15 protein-coding genes and 1 pseudogene are annotated in these 19,103 nt (G+C 71.8%); 13 read left to right on the top strand and 3 right to left on the bottom strand.

Features of this window, described 5'->3' with window-relative positions; genetic code table 11:
- Window positions 1-21 precede the first annotated feature (21 nt).
- The 3 genes from JNB61_RS13100 (at window position 22) to JNB61_RS13090 (ending at window position 4,537) form a co-directional block, all read left to right on the top strand.
- Window positions 22-1,455, top strand: a complete 1,434-nt coding sequence (locus tag JNB61_RS13100; protein ID WP_220339906.1) for a purine-cytosine permease family protein — start codon at window positions 22-24, stop codon at window positions 1,453-1,455.
- Window positions 1,452-3,092: an amidohydrolase gene (locus JNB61_RS13095; RefSeq protein ID WP_220339905.1), complete on the top strand. Its 1,641-nt coding sequence runs from the start codon at window positions 1,452-1,454 to the stop codon at window positions 3,090-3,092. The genes JNB61_RS13100 and JNB61_RS13095 overlap by 4 nt, the downstream gene beginning before the upstream one ends.
- Before the next feature lie 203 nt (window positions 3,093-3,295).
- Window positions 3,296-4,537 carry a cupin domain-containing protein gene (locus tag JNB61_RS13090; protein ID WP_220339904.1) on the top strand — a complete coding sequence of 414 codons (1,242 nt, stop codon included), beginning with the start codon at window positions 3,296-3,298 and terminating at the stop codon, window positions 4,535-4,537.
- On the opposite strand, the gene JNB61_RS13085 is transcribed toward JNB61_RS13090, so the two are convergent.
- On the bottom strand, window positions 4,491-7,328 hold the full coding sequence (locus tag JNB61_RS13085) for an ATP-binding protein (protein WP_220339903.1): 2,838 nt from the start codon (window positions 7,326-7,328) through the stop codon (window positions 4,491-4,493). The genes JNB61_RS13090 and JNB61_RS13085 overlap by 47 nt on opposite strands.
- A 113-nt stretch (window positions 7,329-7,441) precedes the next feature.
- On the opposite strand from JNB61_RS13085, the gene JNB61_RS13080 reads away from it, so the two are divergent.
- Complete coding sequence (locus JNB61_RS13080) at window positions 7,442-8,032, top strand: TetR/AcrR family transcriptional regulator (RefSeq protein ID WP_220339902.1); 591 nt, start codon at window positions 7,442-7,444, stop codon at window positions 8,030-8,032.
- Window positions 8,033-8,055: 23 nt separating this feature from the next.
- Here the strand turns inward: JNB61_RS13080 and JNB61_RS13075 are convergent, their stop codons facing one another.
- Entirely contained in the window at window positions 8,056-9,012 is a 957-nt protein-coding gene (locus JNB61_RS13075; RefSeq protein WP_220339901.1) for a Dyp-type peroxidase, read from the bottom strand.
- A gap of 200 nt (window positions 9,013-9,212) precedes the next feature.
- Here JNB61_RS13075 and JNB61_RS13070 point away from each other — a divergent pair, with 200 nt between their 5' ends.
- The 7 genes from JNB61_RS13070 to JNB61_RS13040 all read left to right on the top strand — a co-directional run bounded on the left by JNB61_RS13070 (window position 9,213) and on the right by JNB61_RS13040 (window position 16,725).
- The gene (locus JNB61_RS13070; protein WP_220288363.1) at window positions 9,213-10,031 is read left to right on the top strand and encodes a helix-turn-helix domain-containing protein; all 819 of its coding nucleotides are present in this window, start codon (window positions 9,213-9,215) and stop codon (window positions 10,029-10,031) included.
- 106 nt (window positions 10,032-10,137) lie between these two features.
- Window positions 10,138-11,298, top strand: coding sequence for a helix-turn-helix domain-containing protein (locus JNB61_RS13065; protein ID WP_220339900.1), 1,161 nt, complete (start codon window positions 10,138-10,140; stop codon window positions 11,296-11,298).
- A 5-nt stretch (window positions 11,299-11,303) separates the two neighbouring features.
- Window positions 11,304-12,215, top strand: a complete 912-nt coding sequence (locus JNB61_RS13060; protein WP_308291266.1) for an alpha/beta fold hydrolase — start codon at window positions 11,304-11,306, stop codon at window positions 12,213-12,215.
- Between the two features lie 37 nt (window positions 12,216-12,252).
- Complete coding sequence (locus tag JNB61_RS13055; RefSeq protein ID WP_220339899.1) at window positions 12,253-12,981, top strand: alpha/beta fold hydrolase; 729 nt, start codon at window positions 12,253-12,255, stop codon at window positions 12,979-12,981.
- 34 nt (window positions 12,982-13,015) lie between these two features.
- Entirely contained in the window at window positions 13,016-13,837 is an 822-nt protein-coding gene (locus JNB61_RS13050; protein WP_220339898.1) for an alpha/beta fold hydrolase, read from the top strand.
- Window positions 13,838-13,841: 4 nt separating this feature from the next.
- Window positions 13,842-15,521, top strand: coding sequence for an MFS transporter (locus JNB61_RS13045; protein ID WP_220339897.1), 1,680 nt, complete (start codon window positions 13,842-13,844; stop codon window positions 15,519-15,521).
- On the top strand, window positions 15,505-16,725 hold the full coding sequence (locus JNB61_RS13040; protein ID WP_220288367.1) for an MFS transporter: 1,221 nt from the start codon (window positions 15,505-15,507) through the stop codon (window positions 16,723-16,725). Before JNB61_RS13045 ends, JNB61_RS13040 begins: the two co-directional genes overlap by 17 nt.
- 48 nt (window positions 16,726-16,773) lie before the next feature.
- Here the strand turns inward: JNB61_RS13040 and JNB61_RS13035 are convergent.
- Window positions 16,774-17,016: pseudogene (locus JNB61_RS13035) on the bottom strand (PhzF family phenazine biosynthesis protein); the annotation flags it as partial.
- A gap of 92 nt (window positions 17,017-17,108) precedes the next feature.
- Here JNB61_RS13035 and JNB61_RS13030 point away from each other — a divergent pair.
- Both JNB61_RS13030 and JNB61_RS13025 read left to right on the top strand, forming a co-directional pair.
- Window positions 17,109-17,858, top strand: coding sequence for an ABC transporter permease (locus tag JNB61_RS13030; protein WP_220288368.1), 750 nt, complete (start codon window positions 17,109-17,111; stop codon window positions 17,856-17,858).
- A gap of 101 nt (window positions 17,859-17,959) precedes the next feature.
- Complete coding sequence (locus JNB61_RS13025; protein ID WP_220339896.1) at window positions 17,960-18,988, top strand: NADPH:quinone reductase; 1,029 nt, start codon at window positions 17,960-17,962, stop codon at window positions 18,986-18,988.
- Window positions 18,989-19,103: the final 115 nt, after the last annotated feature.

Genomic DNA, 19,103 nt, shown 5'->3' with positions numbered 1-19,103 from the left:
GCTTCTCCCGGAAGGAACACCGTGACCCATTCACAGACCGAGCTCGATGACGAGTTCGTCGACACCGCGTCCCGTCCCGAGACGCGCGGGATCGAGCTGATCGGCGATGCCGAGCGCCACGGCCGCGCGCGCGACCTCTTCTTCATCTGGGCGGCGCCGAGCGTCAGCATCCTGAACCTGACCATCGGCGCGACGCTCATCCTGCTGGGGCTGGAGCTCTGGCAGGCGATCGCGGTCATCCTCGCGGCTTCGCTGCTGTGGGTCCTCCCCGGAATCATCGCGGGCAGCGGACCCGCGTCGGGAACGTCGGGCTCCGTCGTGACGCGGGCCATGTACGGCGTGCTCGGCAACCGGCTCTTCGTCGCCTTCGTCGGGTGGTTCATCGGCGCCGTGTTCCTGTCGCTGACGTGGCTCGCCTCGTCGTTCATGGGCGCCGACCTGCTGCGGCGCATGGGACTCGAGGACCCGGTCTGGGTGCCCATCGGCGTGACGCTGGTGGTGGCGGCGATCACGATCCTCGTCGCGATCTTCGGCCACGGCCTGATCCTGCGGACGTACTCCTACATGGCGGCGGCGCTGTTCGTCATCTTCCTGCTGGTGACGGCCTTCATCCTGCCGACCGTCGACTGGCAGTACACCGCGCCCGTGGCGCTCGAGGGTCCCGCGCTGTGGTCGGCGATGGCCATCGGGTTCACGATCCTCGCGTCGACCCCGCTGTCGTTCATCAACAGCCCCGACATCGCGCGCTACCTGCCCCGCTCCACGAAGCACTCGCACATCGCCCTCGCGACGGCGCTCGGTGGAGCCGTCCCGTTCGTCGTCTTCACGATCGTCGGAGTGCTCCTGGCCACCGGGCTCGACGAAGCCGCCTTCGCTGCCGGCCTCGACGTCGCCCTGCTCGATCTGCTTCCGGCGTGGCTCGCTCCGATCCTCGTGATCGGCGTGGTCATCAACACGATCGCCCTGAACGCGATGACCACGTACACCTCGAGCATGGCGCTGCAGGCGATCGGCTTCCGGCTGCGCCGCATCCCCGCCGCCATCATCGTGGGCGTGGTGGGCACGGCGCTGACGATCTACCTGGTGCTGTCGTCCAGCCTCCTCGAGGCCGCGAACCTCATGCTGCAGTTCCTCGTCATCGTGTCGGGGCCGGCGATGGCCATCTTCGTCGTCGACGTGCTGCTGCGCCGGTACGCCTACGACGGCTTGGAGCTGTTCGACGTTCACCCCGGCGGCCGCTTCTGGTACTCGGCCGGGTGGAGCATCCCCGGTGTGACGGCGCTGCTGGTCGGCGGCCTCGCGACCGCGCTGTGCCTGTCGACGACCGTCTGGTCGGGACCGTTCGCCGTGGCCACGGGGTACATCGACCTCTCGGTGCCGGCCGGCATGCTCGTCGCCGCCGCTCTCTACGCCGGCCTGCAGCGCACACCGCTGGGTAAGAAGGGACGCCCATGATCACCAACTACGTCAACGGTCGCGTCTTCACCGCGGACCCCGACCCCGAGAATGCATGGGCCGAGGCGTTCGCCGTCCAGGGTGACGTCATCGCCTTCGTGGGCGACAGCGCCCAGGCGCCCGAGGCCGACGAGACCGTCGACCTCGAGGGCCGGCTCGTGCTCCCCGGCTTCACCGACGCCCACACCCACCTCCTCATGATGGGAGCGGCGCTCGGGCAGGTGCACCTGACAGACGCCCGGTCGCTGGACGAGATCCAGTCGCGGCTGCGCGCCGCACGGGAGCAGGATCCGGATGCTGCGGTCCTGCGAGGGCGCGGCTGGCTCTTCGACTCGATTCCCGGCGGGGCGCCGACGGCGGCGATGATCGACGCGGTGGTCTCCGACATCCCCGTCTATCTCGATGCCAACGACTACCACTCGTGCTGGGTCAACCGTGCCGCGTTGACCGAACTGGGCATCACGCGCGACACCCCGGACCCGATCGGCGGCGAGATCGCCCGCGACGCCGACGGCGAGCCGACCGGCATGCTGCTTGAGACTGCGGCCGTGCAGTTCGCATGGGCCCACCGTGACGCGAGCACGACCGATGCCGACCGCGACGCGGCCGTCGAGCGGGCGATCGACGCCTACTTGGCGACGGGGGTGACCGGGGTGGTCGACATGGCCTTCGACGAGTTCGGACTGGCCGCCTTCGAGCGCGCCCGCGAGCGCCGCGGCGGCGAGCTGCCGATTCGCGTGGCCGCGCACTGGCTCATCGAGAACACCGGCGACGACGCGAGGAACCTCGCACAGGTGGCGCGCGCGGCCGAGCTCGCCGCGCGTCCGTCGTCCCCGTGGCTGCGCGTCGTCGGCATCAAGCTCATCCTCGACGGCGTCATCGACGCATGCACGGCCGCGATGCGGCATCCGTATGCCGACGGGTCCCACGCGGGGCCCATCTGGCCGCTCGCGCAGCTCGCGCCTGTCGTCGCGGCCGCCGACGCGGCGGGCCTGCAGGTCGCCCAGCACGCGATCGGCGACCTGGCGAGCGACATCGCCCTCGACGCGATCGAGCACGCGATCGCGCTCAACGGCCCGCGCGACCGGCGGCACCGCATCGAGCACCTGGAGTACGCCGCCCCCGAGACCGCGGCGCGGATGGCCGCTCTCGGCGTCACCGCCTCGATGCAGCCGGTGCACTCCGACCCGGCGATCTTCGCGAACTGGGCCGCGATGCTCGGCGATGAGCGCGTCGAACGCGCCTTCGCGTGGCCGGAGTACGAAGAGGCGGGGGCGCTGCTGGCCTTCTCCACCGATGCGCCGACTGCGCCGCACAGCTCTCTCGCCAACATGTACATCGCCGCGACGCGCGCTTCTGCGCTCGACCCCGGCCTACCCGCCACGCACCCGCAGTACGCGCTGCCGCTCAGCCGCGCGATCGGCCATGCGACGCGTGACGCCGCCGCCTCGGTCGGCGACGGCGAGTGGCGCGGACGCATCGCCCCCGGCTTCGCCGCCGACTTCGCGGTGCTCGACAGCGACCCGTTCACGGCCGGGGCGGATGCGCTGCTGGAGGCGCAGGTGATGGAGACGATCGTGGCGGGCCGGACCCGGTTCGCGGCGGCCGTCGAGCCCGCCCCTTCCTCCGGTCGCTGAGCGACGCTGGGGAGCCGGAAAACAGAATCGAAACGGCGGGGCGTGCTCGATGGATTCGCCAGAACCGCAAACGGTCCCGGCTGGATCAGCGGGCGCGTGGGATCTCGACATCCGTCCGAACGCCTTGCGTCGATTGACGCTCGACCCGGGCGGCCCGCCTCGCCATGCTGGCGTGACGCCCGCCGTCCTCGGAAGGAGCCGACATGGAATCGACGAGCAACGCCGCCCCCCAGCACGAGGTCCCCGCCTTCGGCAACCCGGACCTGCCGCCCGAAGGCGAGGTGAACACCGCGGACCGTCCTTCCAGCACCCGGATGACCGGTCCGCAGAACGAGGTGATCGAGTCCCAGTTCCCGAATCAGATCGACGCGCCCGCGACCGACATCTCCACGCAGCCGTTCTTCTGGTCGTCCTTCAACATCTCGCCCCGGCGCGTGCAGCGCGGTGGGTGGGCCCGTGAGCTGACCCGCGAGGACTTTCACATCTCGGACGAGATCGCCGGCGTCAACATGTACCTCGAGCCCGGCGGCATCCGCGAGCTCCATTGGCATCGGACCGCCGAGTGGGCCGTGATGACGCGCGGCAGGTGTCGCATCACGACGCTCGGCCGCAGCGGGCTGCCCGCCGTCGAGGACGTGGAGGAGGGCGACCTGTGGTTCTTCCCTGCGGGAACGCCGCACTCGCTGCAGGGCCTCGGCCCCGACGGGGCCGAGTTCGTGCTCGCGTTCGACGACGGCGACCAGTCCGAGTCGAACACCCTGCTGCTCACCGACTGGTTCGCGCACACGCCGCCGGAGGTGCTGGCCAAGAACTTCGGCGTCGCACAGGAGGTCTTCTCCGAAATTCCGCTGCACAACCTCTGGATCTTCCCGGGGAAGGAGCCCGGACCGCTGGCCGACGACCAGGCCGCCGCGGGTGTGGAGTGGGGAGCCGAACCGGTGATCTTCCGGCTCTCGCGCACTCAGCCCCGCTTCGAGAACTCCGGCGGCAGCATCCGGATCGCCGATTCCACGATCTTCACCTACTCGAACACGGTCGCCGCAGCACTGGTCACGGTGAACCCGGGGTCGATGCGCGAGCTGCACTGGCACCCGAATGCCGACGAGTGGCAGTACTACCTGCGCGGATCGGCGCGCATGACGGTATTCAACACCGGCCCGCACGCGAACACGACCGACTTCCGGGCCGGCGACGTGGGGGTCGTGCGCGCGAACTACGGGCACTACATCGAGAACACCGGCGACGACGTCCTCCAGTTCCTCGAGGTGTTCCGCACCGACAAGTACGAGGAGGTCTCGCTCGCGAACTGGCTGGCGCACGTGCCGCCGCAGCTCGTGGCCGCGCACCTCGACATCGATCCCTCGGTGCTGGCGACCTTCCCGCGCACGGCGCAGGGCGTCACTCCGCTGCGCGCTGCCGCTCGATCAGCTGACGCCGCGAGTTGACGCCGAGCTTGGCGTAGATCCGCCGGGTGTGCGAGATCACCGTGTGCGGCGAGATGAACAGCGCATCGGCGATCTGCTGCGTGGTCGCGCCCGTCACGAGCCTGTCGAGCACCTGCCGCTCGCGGGTCGAGAGCACCTCGTCATCACTCGTGACGCGCGGCCGCCGCCGCACGCCGCGCTCGCGCAGACGGTGCAGCACGCGGCTGGCGTCGCGCACCGCACCCAGGGACTCGTACACCGCGAGCGCTTCCTCGAGGGCGGTCCGCGACCTCCGGTCGTCGGCGCCCGAGCGCTCGAGGGCCTCCAGCACCTGCGCGTGCACGAGGGGCCGGCGCCCGGCGTCGCGCAGCGCCGCGGCGGCGGACTCGAGCGCGCCGGTGTCGCCGTCGACCCGCCCGCGGACGGCATCGTGGATGGCGCGCGCGAAGGAGTGGGAGGGGTTGGATGCTGCGCGCCGCGCGGCACGGGTCACCACGCTCGCCGCGCCCGCCGTGTCGCCGACGCGCACGAGCAGGTCTGCGAGCGTGAGGTCGTCGGCGAAGTCGGACGGCGTCGTCATGGGCGGGATCGGATCCCCGAGCGACGCTCGCGAGATCTCGCTGAGCGCCATCGCATCGTCGAGCCGGTTCTCGTCGATCGCCTCGAGCGCCAGAGTCCAGCGCCCCGCCTTGGTGACCGAGGTGCCCTGAGCGAGATCGGAGATGATCGGTCGCACCGCGCGAAGGGCCTCGCCGTCGCCGAGGTGCAGCGCGACCCGGAACGCGACCACTCCGGCGGTCGCCGCCGCGAAGTCGCCGAGCGGCAGGTCCTCCGCGAGGGTGAGCACCGTCTCGGCCTGGATGCGGGCGTCCTCGAGCCTGCCGGCGTCGTAGAGCGCGCGGCAGCGCACCATCATCCAGAGCGCCTCCGCGTTCACGCTGCGCGCGGCGCGCGCCGCGGCGAGACCGTCGTCGACGAGCCGCAGCGCGGTGGCGGGCTCGCCCATCGAGCTGTGCATGAACGCCGCCCACAGGCCCTCGGGCATCCACAGCGCGGAGCGCTGACCACTCGCCTCCACGCGGGCGACAGCGGAGTCGATGAGCTCGACGGCGTGCTCGAATCGGTTGCTGTTGAACTCGTACACGGATTCGGTCGCATCGACCGTGGCGAGGGCGGCGCCGTCGGCGGTCGGATCGGCGATGGCGCGCGCCTCGGCGAGGGTGCGCTCGAGCTCGGCGAAGTCGGCCTTGTTCGCGCAGCTGAGCGCGCGCACCGCGAGCAGGTCTGTCCGCGTCGCGCGGGACACATCGGCGATGGCGAGCGCCTCGTCACAGGTGGTGATCGCGCGGTCGAACGACGATTCGGTCTGCTGCCTCGCCACGGCCAGCAGGCTTCGCGCGCGCTCTTCGGGCTGCAGGTACGGCGCGAGGTCTGCGGCTGCTGCCTCTGCCTCGTCGCCGCGCCCCGCCGCCCACAGCACAGGGAGCAGGTCGGCGGCCTCGCCGGCGAACCGCGGCACGTGCCGAGCCAGGCGGATCGCCGCGGATCCGAGCGTCGCCGCCTCCACCGCATCGGCGCCCGCGAGCTGGAGGGCGGCCTCGCGCACGAGGCGGAACGAGGTCTCGTCGCCGGGCTCGGCGCTGGCGACCACCGCCGCCGCGACGGCCGACGCGGGCTCGCCCGACTCCAGCCGCACGCGCACGACGTCGCGCTGCAGCAGCCGCCGCAGCGAGCCGCTCAGCGTCGCGTCGGCGGCCTCGCGCAGCGTGTCGTGCACGAAGGCGAGTGACGAGCCGTCGTCGGCGAGGATCTCGACCGCGAGCAGCTCGCTGAGGGCCGGAGCCATCGCTCCCGCGGACCGGTCCAGCACGCGCAAGGCGTCCGCCAGTCGGAATCGCCGGCCGAAAAGGCTGCCGACCTGCGCCAGCAGCAGCGCCTCCGGGCTCACGTGGGCGAGTCGTTCCCTCGACGAGGCGCCGAACCGGGCCGGCACCGCCTGGTCGATGGCGTCGACGCGGCCGGCGCGCGGGGCGAGCAGGTGCTCTTCGCGAAGCCCCCGCACGAGTTCGACGACGAGGAGCGGGATCGCCCCGGTGCGCTCGAGCGCCGCCTCGATGCCCGGCCCGGGCGGAGAACCCAGGAGATCCGTCGCGAGGTCGGCCACGGCATCCCTGTCGATCGGAGCGAGATCGACCACGCCGCCGTTGCCGATCACCTCGTCGACCAGGCGTCCGAGCGCAGCGCGCGCCGGACCGGTGCGCGTGGCGAGCACCCAGGCGACCGGGTGATCGCGCAGGGACCGGATGAGCGACGACACCGCGACCAGCGAGGCCGCGTCGAGCCAGTGCAGATCGTCGATCACGACGAGCACGCCGCGATCGGACGCCGCCCTCTCGAGCGCGTCGGCGAGCATGCGGGTGACCCAGTACTGCGGTTCGCCGCCCGCCAGCACCGGACGCAGATCGGCCTCGCTCAAGAGCGACGGGGTGCCGCGCAGCGCGGCCTCGGTCAGAGCGCCCAGCGGCACGCCGGCCGAGTCGACGTCGGGGGTGACCGTGATGGTGCACCAGCCCCGTCGCTCGGCGTCGGCGATCGCCTCGGCCAGGAGCCTCGTCTTGCCGATACCCGGCGAGCCCCGCAGCAGGACCGGCGCGCTGGGCTGCGTGCCCGCGGAGGCGGCGGCATCGAGGGTCGCGAGAACGCGGGCGAGGGCTTGCGATCGCCCACGCAGCGGCAGCCGCGGTGCGCCGCCGGCGAGCAGGGCTCGGTCGGATCCGGACGACCGCATCTGTGGGCGGAGGGTGTCCGGCATACCGCCATTGTGATGGAGCCGTGCCTCCAGAACAAACTCCGGGGGAGGTGGGCGCGGGGAATTCCCGCGCAACAGGGGATGTGACCCCCGCGCGACGCGGATAGCGTGAGGGGATGCCCCGTTCCCGCTCGTTCGACGAAGACGAACTGCTCGATGCCGCCATCGAGCTGTTCTGGGCCGGCGGCTATCGTGCGTCGTCGCTCGTCGACCTCTCCGCGGCCACGGGGGTGGCCAACGGCAGCCTGTATCAGGCGTGGGGGAGCAAATGGGCGCTGTTCCTCGCCGCCTTCCGGCGGTACTGCGACCGGCGGGTGGTGCTCGTCGAAGACGCCCTCTCAGGGGAGCGCGACCCCGAACGGATGCTGCGGCAGCTGTTCGACGCGATCGTCGACGATTGCCGGTCCCGGCCCGATCGCCGCGGCTGCCTCCTCGTCAACACGGTCTCCGAGCTCGGCACCGACCCCGACGTCGCCGAGATCGCTCGGTCGACGACCGCCGCGATGGAGGCGGGGGTGGCCCGCGAGCTCGCGCGGCTGACGGGGCAGTCGCCCGACGCGGCCGAGGTCGCGGACGCCGCGGCGCATGCCATCGCCCTGTCGCAGGCGCTCATCCAGCTCGACCGCGTCGGGCGGCCCGAGGCCGAGGTGCGGGCGATCGCCCGCCATGGCGCCTCGACGCTGGCGCAGTCGCTGCGCGCGGCCTGATCCGCCGTTCGCGTCGGGCAGCCTCAGTCCGCGAGGGCGTCGAGCGCCTCCGCGCTCGGAGCGAAGAACACCGAACCGGTGAGCGGCGTCGAGAAGTCGAGCAGCCGGTCGTGCAGGCCCGGCGGGTTGCCGATGAACATGCGCTCCAGCATGCGCTGCATGACCCAGAGATGGCGGGAGTAGCCGAGGAAGTAGGTGCCGAACTCCCCGGCGCCGGGCCGGCCGAACGGCATGTTGTCGCGCTGGATGGCGTGCTCCGCGCCGGCGTCGTCGACGATCGTGGCGAGGGTCTTGTGCGCCTTCTGGCCGTCCTCCGCGTCGTCGAGCTCGATGTTGTCGGCCTTCGTGCGACCCATCACGGCCTCCTGTGCCTCGGTCGACAACGCGCTCCACGCGGCGATCGGGTGCACGTACTTCTGCGTCATCACGTAGCTGCCGCCGGCATGCACGGGGTCTTCGTCTCCCACCAGACACGCCTCGGCGATCTCGATGCCGACGGGGTTGGCGGTGCCGTCCACGAATCCGAGCAGATCGCGCCGATCGAACGAGCGGAACCCGGCCGTCTCATCGTCGACGGTGACCGCATCGCCCAGCGCGTCGACCAGCTGGCGCTCGAACTCGAAGACGATGTCGGCGCGCTCGGCACGGATGTGGAACAGCAGGTCGCCGGCAGTCGCCGGGGCGGTGTGCACAGCGCCCGTGACCGGCGTGAAGGGCCGCAGCTCAGCGGGAAGGGGCAATCGGGCCAGCTCTGGCCACACCCGCGCGCCGATGCCCGCCGTGCACGTGAGCGTCGAGGTGGGGTCCCGGAACGCGACGGCCTTGATGGTGTCGGAGATCCCGCCGAGCACGGAGCGCGCGGTGTCGATACCGCCCTCGCGCACCGTCGCGACAAGGAACACGGCGTTCGCCGTGAGCGGCGCGCCGAACGCCTGGGTCGCACCGCCGACCACGGGCGCGTACGGCGGGAATCCTGACATGCGTCCTCCTTCGGGTCTCGGCTCATTGTGGCGGGGCCCGACGACGGGCGCATCCGACCCGTGACGAAAGCGCGTGCGACGAAACGCGATGCGCGGACCGAACATGCGATGTCGGCGGGGCGCGCGGGGGATGTGGAGCGGTGTCTCCATCACCTAGCGTCGTTCCGACGCCGGCCTGGCCGGCCGCGGAAGGAGCGCACATGAGCAGGCACCTGATCGCCCTCGGGGAATACCTGCGTGCCCGGCGCGACGTGACGGCGCCGGAGGACGCCGGCCTGCCACGCGAAGCGGGCCGGCGGGTGCCGGGCCTGCGCCGCGACGAGGTGGCGATGCTCGCGGGGATCAGCCCCGAGTACTACCTGCGCCTGGAACAGGGGCGCGGGGCGCGGCCGTCCGACCAGGTGCTGAATGCGATCGCCCGCGCCCTGCTCCTCGACCAGGAGTCGCGGCTGTACCTCTTCCGTCTCGCGACGGGGAGCCCACCGCCGGCCGCGCCCGTCGCCGATCGCGTGGCCGAGCAGATCGCGCGCGTGTTGAGCCGCTGGACCCACACCCCGGCGTACATGTCCGACCCGCATCGCGACATCGTCGCGGCCAATCCGATGGCGGCGGCGTTCGGCCACGGCGGGCTCTCGGCGGGATCGAACCAGGTCGTGAACCTCTTCAACGACCGCATGAAGGCCACCCTCGTCGAGTGGGAGAGCATGACGCGATCCGCCGTCGCGACCCTGCGCCGTGACGCGCACCCCGACTCGCCGCGCCTGCGCGAGATCGTCGACGAGCTCTCGTCCGACCCCGACTTCGTGCGCATCTGGGCCCGCCACGACGTGTCGGGACCGGAGGACGCCGTGTTCCACATCGCTGTCGACGGCCTGGGGGAGATCGCGGTGGAGGGCCAGAACTTCGGCGTGCGCAGCCTCCCCGGGTACCAGCTCACGGTGATGGCGGCTCCTCCGGGAAGCATCACCGAGGCCGTGTTCTCCCGAATGTCGACGGCGCTGACCGCAGCGCCGGCCTGAGACGCCGAGCCGGCTGACTGGTACAACGCGGGCCTCCCACGGCGCAGCATCCGGAACCTACCGTCTAATCCTCGAGAACGATGCCCCCGCGGCGAGGAGAGACGCGATGAACCTGCAGGACCTGGTCGACGAGCTCGCAGAGACGCTCGGTCGGTCGGTGGTCATCAACGACTTGGCCTACCGGCCCATCGTGGCGAGCGCCCAGGGCGACGAGATCGACGAGGTTCGCGCCCGGGCTCTCCTGCGGCGCGTCACGCCCCCGCGCGAACGCGCCTACCTCGAGACCCTGCGGGTGACGCAGTCGCGGCGCCCGCTCACGATCGACCTCGCCCAGTTCGGCGCGCACGAACGCCTCGCGGTGCCGATCTGGCACGACGACACCCCGCTCGGGGTGCTGTGGCTCATCACCGGCAACCTTCCGCCGCTGCAGGACCACCACTTCCGCGCCGTCGACGCCGCCGTCGAGGTCGCCCGCAGCGTCCTCGCCGAGCGCGACACCACGGATGGATCGACGGCCCGCAGCACCGTGATGCGGGGGCTGCTGGCCACGGATGCTGCGGCCCGCCGCACCGCGCTCGGCACGGCGGTGCGCAGTTACGGCGTCGAGCGCGGGCCCGAGAGCGTAGTCCGCGCGGTCGCGATCGGCTACGACACCGGCGTGGTGCAGCGCGCGGCTTTCGGCCGCGCGCTCGAGGGCGTCGAGCGACTGCGTCTGTCGTTCCTCGGCGAGGATGGGGCGGCCCTGCTGTTCCTCGGCCGCGGAGGAGAAGAGGCCGAGGTGCACGCCGCGATCGCAGCGCAGGCCGCGCAGGCAGGGGTGCTGGTGCGCGCGGTGGGCGCCGCCGCCCTTTCGCGGACCGACGATGACCTCCGGCCCGTCGCGGACCGTGCGATCGCCACGGCGGCGATCGCTGAGCTCCTGCCGGAGTTCGGCGGCCACGCGTCGTCCGAGCAGGTGGCGCCGTGGCTGCTCGTCGCCGACATCGTCTCCGACCCGGCGCGGCTGCAGTGGTACTCGCCGGCCGCGCACAGTCTCATCCACGGGGGCGATCCCCTGCAGCGGCAGACGATCGAGGTGTTCCTCGACGGCGCCGGCCACGTGCGCGAGGTGTGCGAGGCGCTGCACATCCATCGCACCACGCTGTACTACCGCCTCGAGAACATGCCGCAGGCCGTGCGTGACGCGCTCGACGACGGGTTCGCCCGGAGCGTCCTCCACCTCGCACTGAAACTCGCGGTCTACTGGGAACACTCGGGGCGGATGTGACCATCGTGCGCGAACGGACTGTGGTCACGAGCGATGGTGTCGAGCTGTCGGTGCGCGACACCGGCGGCGACGGCGCCGTGCTCATACTCCTTCACGGCTGGGGGCAGACCCAGGCGATGTTCCGCGGCCAGGCAGCGGGTCTGGCGCACCGGCGACGCATCGTGACCTTCGACATGCGCGGGCACGGCACCTCCTCGCGACCCGACCACGGGTACCGCATCGCCCGGCTCGCCGCAGACCTGCGCGATGTGCTCGACGCCCTGCGGATCGAGCGAGCCGACCTGCTCGGCTGGTCGATGGGCGCCTCGGTGATCTGGTCTTACCTCGAGCTGTTCGGAGGGAGTCGTGTGCGCAGCCTGCTGCTCGTCGACCAGCCTGCCGCGGTCGTCGCGGTGCCGTGGATGACGGAGGCCGAACAGGCCGCGGCAGGCAGCATCCTCCCCGTCGACGGCCTGACCGCGCTCGCGAAGGCCGTCCACGAGGACGACTCCGGCGAGGTCGTGCGCGCGTTCGTGCGCAGCATGTTCACCGGGGAGGTGGACGACGACCTGTGGGAGTTCGTCACAGAGCAGATCGCCCGGACGCCGCGGGCCGCTGCCGTGCCGCTGCTGTTCGATCACGGCACGCAGGACTGGCGCGACGTGCTGCCCGGAATCACTCTGCCGACACTCGTCGTCGGCTGTGAGGGCAGCCACGTGTCGCCGGCCTCGCAGCAGGCCGTCGCCGAGCGCATCCCGGGTGCCCGGCTGCACGTCTTCCCCCGCGAGGTGGCATCGTCGCACTTCCCCTTCCTCGAGAACCCGGCCGCGTTCAACGCGGTGGTCGAGGCGTTCCTCGACGAACAGGCAGCGGTTGCGACATCCGTCCAGCGAAGTGCCGACACCTTGTCGGAGAGCGATGGCGCCCGTCGCTCATAGCGTCGGAGGCGTCAGGAATCACCGGAAGAGGATCGTCATGACCACTGCATCGCGCACCGCCCCCACGGTCGTGCTGACCCACGGGGCGTTCACCGACGGGGCCGGCTGGTCGCCGGTCGCGCTGCGGCTGCAGGGAGCGGGAGTCGACGTGCGGGTCGCCGCGATCTCGAACCGCGGCCTCGCCGACGACGCCGCCTATGTGCGCGCCTTCGTCGAGCGCGTCGACGGCCCCGTGGTGCTCGTCGGCCACTCGTACGGCGCAACCGTGGTCGGCGTCGCCGGCGACGCCGAGAACGTCGTCGGGCTGGTGTTCGTGAGCGGCTACGTCCTCGAGGAGGGTGAGAGCGCCCGCGACCTGCACGCCCGGTTCCCCGATGCCGAGGCCGTGCCGTTCTTCGAGCACTTCCCGTACCCCTCGCCCGACGGCACCTCGCGCGAGGAGGTCTTCGTCGCGGCCGAGGAGTTCCCGCTGCTGGCGGCCCTGGGCGTTCCCAGCGACGAGGCTGCCGTTCTCGCGGTCACCCAGCGCCCGGTCGACGCGGGTGTCCTCGAGGAGCCCGCCACCGTGGCGGCGTGGCGCAGCATCCCATCGTGGGGGATCGTCGCCGCACAGGACCGCCTCATCAACCCCGACGCCGTGCGCTACGGCTACCAGCGCGCCGGCGTCCGCGGACTCGTCACCGTCGACGGGCCTCATCTGCTGATGCACACGCACCCCGCCGAGGTCGCCGCGGCGATCCTCGCTGTGCTGGACGACTTCTCCTGAGCCCCAACCCGGTAACCCACAGAAAGAGATGGACATGCCCTACATCACCACCCCCGACGGCACCGAGATCTACTACACCGACCTCGGCGAGGGGAAGCCGGTCGTGCTGAGCCACGGCTGGCCGCTGAACTCCGATGCGTGGCAGGTCGAGCTGAAGCTGCTCGCCGACGCCGGCTACCGCGCGATCGCCCACGACCGCCGCGGCCACGGCCGTTCGTCGCAGCCGTGGAACGGCAACGACATGGACACCTACGCCGCCGACCTCGCGGCGCTCGTGGACGCGCTCGAGCTCAACGACCTGTCGCTGATCGGTCACTCGACGGGCGGTGGCGAGGTCGTGCGGTTCGCCGCCCAGCACGGCAAGGGGCGGGTGCGCAAGATCATCACGGCGGGCGCGGTGCCCCCGGTCATGGTCAAGTCGGACTCGAACCCCGAGGGCACCCCGATCGAGGTGTTCGACGGCATCCGGGAGGGCGTGCTGAAGGACCGCTCGCAGTTCTACCTCGACCTCGCCGAGTCGTTCTTCGGCGCCAACCGTCCTGGCTCGCAGGTGTCGGCCGGCGCCAAGTACGACTTCTGGCGCCAGGGCATGCTGGTGGGCCTCAAGGGCGCGTACGACTGCATCAAGGCGTTCTCCGAGACGGACTTCACCGAAGACCTCAAGGCGCTCGACGTGCCGATCCTCATCGCGCACGGCGGCGACGACCAGATCGTCCCGATCGCGGCGGCGGCCGAGAAGACCATCACCCTGGTCAGCAAGGGCACGCTGAAGGTCTACGACGGGGCTCCGCACGGGATCTACGGCGCGTACCAGGAAGAGCTCGACCGCGACATCCTCGCGTTCCTCGCCGAGTGACCCCATGATGACCACGGCGCCGCCCTCCGCCGACATCCGCTCCGCTGTCGGCGGGGGCGGCGCCGTGCGTTCCGGGGCGTTCGCTCCGCTGACCGTCGGCGCGTTCCGGATGCTGTGGCTCGCGGGCCTCGCGAGCAACGTGGGCAGCTGGATGCAGAGCGTCGGCGCGCAGTGGTCGCTGGTCGAGGGCGGCAGCTCGCCGGCGGTCGTCGCACTCGTGCAGAGCGCAGCCGCAGCCCCCGTGCTGCTCCTCGCCATCCCCGCCGGTGTGATCGGCGAGTTCCTCGACCGGCGCCGCATCCTCATCGCCGCGCAGGCCGTGCAGTTCGCGGTCGCCGCGGCGCTCACGGTCCTCGCGGCTACCGGGCAGCTGGGCGCGGCCTCCCTCATCGCGCTCACCTTCGCCCTCGGCGCCGCGAGCGCCGTGCAGCTTCCGGCGTACCAGGCGCTCACCGCCGACGTCGTGCCGACGCCGATGCTCGGCGACGCCGCCTCACTGGTGTCGATCAGCGTCAACATCGCGCGCGCCGTCGGTCCTGCCGCAGCGGGACTGGTCGTGGCGCAGCTGGGCGTGCCCGCCGTGTTCGCGGTGAACGCGCTGTCGTTCGCGCTGTTCCTCGTCGTGCTCGTCTGCTGGCGCGGCTACCGGCGCCCCGCGAGCCACCCCGAACCCTTCCTGGACGCCTCGCGCGCGGGCCTGCGCTACGTGCGGCACGCCGGCGTCGTGCGCACGATCTGCCTGCGGCTCGCGATCTTCCTCCTTCCCGCCGTGGCGCTGTGGGCACTGCTGCCCGTCCTCGCCCAGCAGTCGCTCGGGCTCGGCGCCGCCGGCTACGGCCTGCTCCTGGCCGCCCTCGGCGCCGGTTCCATCGCGGGCGCCCTCGTGCTCCCCGTCGTCCGCGCGAAGATCGGCGTCAACATCGTGGTGTCGACCTGTGCGGTGCTCTTCGGCGCCGCCATCGCGGCGCTCGCCGTGACGCCTTCGCTGTGGATCGCGCTGGAGCTCCTCGTGGCCGCCGGGTTCGGCTGGATCGGCGTCATCGCGACCATCGGCGGGGTCATCCAGGCGTTCCTGCCGGCCTGGGTGCGCACCCGCGGGCTGTCGATCTATCAGCTCGTCCTGCTCGGCGGCACGGCGATCGGCTCCGCGGTCGACGGCGCGCTCGCATCGGTGTTCGGCGTGACCGAGGTGCTCCTGGCCGCCGGGCTGATCGTCTCGCTCGTGGGTCTCGCCCAGTTCGCACGGCCGCTGCCGCGCACCGAGGGGATGGGCCGCAGGTCAGTGCCGCTCGAGGACGCCTCGCCCGTGGCCGTCGCCGACGATGACGAGCGCCGCGTGCTGGTCCTGGTGCGCTACCAGGTGGAGGCGTCCCACCGCGAGGAGTTCCGCCGCGCGATGGCCGCCGTCGCGCAGACGCGCTACCGCACCGGGGCGCGCGACTGGCACCTGTACGAGGCCGCCGAGGATCCGGTCACCATCATCGAGGCCTATGAACTCGGCAGCTGGCGCGAGCACGTCGCCCAGGTGCGCATCCGTCATACGGAATGGGATGCCGCGAACCTCGCGCGGGCGAAGGGGCTCAGCATCCGTCCGCCCACCGTCGAACACTGCCTGGGGCTGCCGGTACCGCGCCTGCACCCCGGGGGCCCGCGCAGAGGAGAAGAGCATGACCCGACTGGATGACGCCCCCATCGGTCTTGCGCGCGGTGCGCGCGGCGAAGGTGCGGGCTTCTGGCTCGTGGCGATCGCCTTTCTGCTCGTCATGGCGTACTCCACGGTGCCCACCCCGCTGTATCCGCTGTATCAGCAGCTGGACGGCTTTCCGGTCGCGGTGGTGACCGTGATCTTCGCCGCCTACGCGGTCGGCGTGGTTGCGAGCCTCTTCCTCCTCGGGCATGTCAGCGACTGGGCCGGACGGCGGCGGATGCTGGTCATCGCGATTCTCGTGTCCGCGCTGTCGGCCGCGCTCTTCCTGTTCTTCACCGACGTCGCCGGACTCATCACAGCCCGGTTCGTGAACGGTGTGAGCATCGGCATCCTCACGGCGACCGCCACCGCGCACCTCGGCGAGCTCCGCTCCCGCGCGCGGCCCGACGAGAACACCATCGTCGCCGCCTCCGTGTCGGGCGCGGCGAACCTGGGCGGGCTCGCGCTGGGGCCGCTCATCGGCGGGCTGTTCGCCCAGTTCCTCCCCGAGCCGCTGCACCTCCCGCATGCGGTGTTCCTGATCGTGCTGCTGGTGCTGGCGATCGCGGTGACCCTCGTGCCCGAGACGGTCGTGGCGACGCGCCGCCGCTACCGCCCGCAGCGCGTGTCGGCGCCGCCGCGGTCGCGCGCGACGTTCGTCGCCGCCGGCTTCGGAGCATTCGCCGGCTTCGCCGTCTTCGGGCTCTTCACGTCGCTCGCGCCGACCATCCTCGGGGTCACCTTCGGGGAGCGGGGGCACCTGCTCGCGGGAGCTCTGGTGTGCACCGTCTTCGGCTCGGCGGCGGTGGCGCAGATCGTGCTCGGGCGCCTGGGCCGTGCGACTCAGCTCGGGCTCGCGGCGGTGTGCTGCGCGGTGGGGCTCGTCGCCATCGCGGTGGGGGCGGTGCTGGTCGCGCTGCCGCTGTTCATCGCCGGAGCGGTCGTCGCCGGCGTCGGGGTCGGGGTGCTCTTCAAGTCGGCGATCGCCACGGCGGCGGACCTCGCCGAGCCGGGACGACGCGGCGAGACGCTCGCCCTCATGTTCCTCATCGCGTACTGCGGCCTCGCGCTGCCGGTGCTGGTGATCGGGGTCGCTCTGGCCTTCGTCCCGCAGACGACCGTGCTGCTCGTGTTCACCGCGCTGGTGGCGGTGGCGACGGTGACCGCCGCGGTCACGATGCGCCGGCGTGCGCAGCACTGAAGTCCGGGCGTGCCTCCGCGATGGTGGCCGAGCTCGACGGACCGCGCCCATCGCGTTGTGGCCGGCGCCCAGCACCTCCACTCCGGCCGCCGTGAACGAGCGCAGGCGGTAGTCCGCGCCGGGGGCTGTCGGTGTGACGAGGAACGTCGTCTCGGACTGGTTGAACTCCCGCGCGATGGCGCGCATCTCCCGTTCCCTCAGCCCGTCGGCACCGGGCACCAGCGCGAGCGGATTGCCGGTCACAGGCGTCTCGGCGAAGACGTCCACCCAGGAGAAGCGCAGCTCGGCCATGTCATTCCATCCGTCTCGAGGCGTGTCGGACACGATGAGCCTGGCAGAAGTCACTCGATTCGGCGCCGAGCGCGTCTCGGTAGGCTCCGACCGTGAGCCTGCCCGCCGACCTCGGTCCGACGCTCGTCGGCGTGCTCGTGCTCGCGGTCATCACGACCGCCGTGCTCGCGGCGTTCCGCATCCCCGGCCTGTGGGCGCCGGTGGTGGCGATCCTGCGCGGCGCCGTGCAGCTCGCCGTCATCAGCGTCATCCTCACCGGCGTCATCACCAGCCCGATGTGGATCGCCGTCGCGCTCGTGGTCATGTTCACGATCGCGACCTCCGTCGCGACGGGTCGCGTCGGCTGGTCCGGCCGCGCTGCCCTCATGATGGGATCCTCGATCGCGGCGGGCGTTCTCGTCGCGACGACGGCGGTATTCGCGACGGGCGCGCTGGAGCTGACGACGCGCTACGCGCTCGCCATCGGGGCGATCGTCATCGGCAACGCGATGAGCATCGCGACCCTGACCGGCCGCATGTTCACGACCGCGATCGCGGATCACTGGGACGAGGTCGAGGGCTGGCTCGCACTCGGAGCAAGGCCGCGCACATCGACGCTGCAGCTCGCTCGCCGCGCCGTGCGCGACGCGCTGGTGCCGGCGATCGACCAGACGAAGACCACCGGGCTCGTCGTGCTGCCCGGCGCCTTCGTGGGCGCGATCTTCGGGGGCATCTCGCCGATCGAGGCCGGTCGCTTCCAGATCGTGGTGCTCGCCGCGATCATGGCCGCGGGCGCGATCACGTCGGTGCTGGTGGCGACGTGGATGGGACCGGTGCGCACGAAGCCCGCGCAGCCCGCCTGACGCGGGATCCGTTCGTCTGGGCCTCTCCTCGCGACCGGGCGGCGGCCGTGCCGCCCCGTTCGCGGGAAATGCACGTCGCCCCGCGTGCGTTGGCCTTTCGCATGCGATCGATCGTGTACTCCCGCAGTGGAACGTCGTCCGTCCTCTCGCTCGCGCAGCGCGAGCCCGCGCAGCCCGGCCCGGGGGAGGTGCGGGTGAAGGTCGCCGTCTCGGGCGTCAACCCGACGGACTGGAAGGCGCGCGCGGGAGGCGGCGCACGCCTGGCGTTCGATGAGATCGTGCCGAATCAGGACGGCGCGGGCGTGGTCGACGCGGTCGGCGATGGTGTGACGGAGCTCGTGGCCGGTGACCGCGTGTGGCTCTATCTCGCCCAGCACCAGCGTCCGACCGGAACCGCGCAGGAGTACACGGTGGTGCCCGCCGCGCGAGCGGTGAAGCTTCCCGGCGGGATCGGTTTCGACGTCGCGGCGAGCCTCGGCGTTCCCGCCATGACGGCACACCGGGCGCTCACCGTTCATGAGCTCGGGCCGGCACGACTGTCCCCGGGGGCGCTCGATGACCGGGTCGTGCTCGTCGCGGGCGGAGCCGGGGCCGTCGGGCATGCGGCGATCCAGCTCGCCGTGTGGGCGGGCGCCACGGTGATCGCCACCATCTCCAGCCACGCGAAGGCAGCCCTCGCGCTCGCCGCGGGAGCGCACCACGTGGTCAACTATCGAAGCGGCGACGCCGCCGAGCAGATCAGCGTGCTCGCTCCCCAGGGCGTCGATCAGATCGTCGAGGTGTCCCTCGCCCAGAACGCCGGTCTCGACGGGCAGGTCATCGCCAACCACGGTTCGATCGCGTACTACGCCGACAACGGCGGTGAGCAGGCGTTGCTGCCGGTGCGGCCCACGTTCGCGAAGAACGTGCGCGTTCAGGGCCTTCTTCTGTACACGGTGGGCGAGGCCGCGCTGAGTGCGGCCGCCGAAGACATCACCGGGGCGCTCCGCGCCGGTGCCCTCCCGGTCGGCGAGGAAGCAGGGCTTCCGCTCACGTGGTTCCCGCTGGAGGAGACCGCCGCAGCCCACGACGCCGTCGAGCAGAATGCCGTCGGAAAGGTGCTCATCGACGTCACCGGCGACAACCACTGACCACGCGGTTCCGGGGGCGGTGCGGGGGCGCCACCCCGAACGCGGCTCGCATGACCGGTGACTTCGGATCGGTCGATGGCATTCCGTCACACCGCCCCGATCACCGCGGGGCGCT

The sequence above is a fragment of the Microbacterium ureisolvens genome (genome assembly GCF_019511645.1).
GTDB classification, from domain to species: Bacteria; Actinomycetota; Actinomycetes; order Actinomycetales; family Microbacteriaceae; genus Microbacterium; species Microbacterium ureisolvens_A.
Note: the sequence above shows the minus strand (reverse complement) of the source record. Positions and strands in the feature narration are given on the sequence as shown.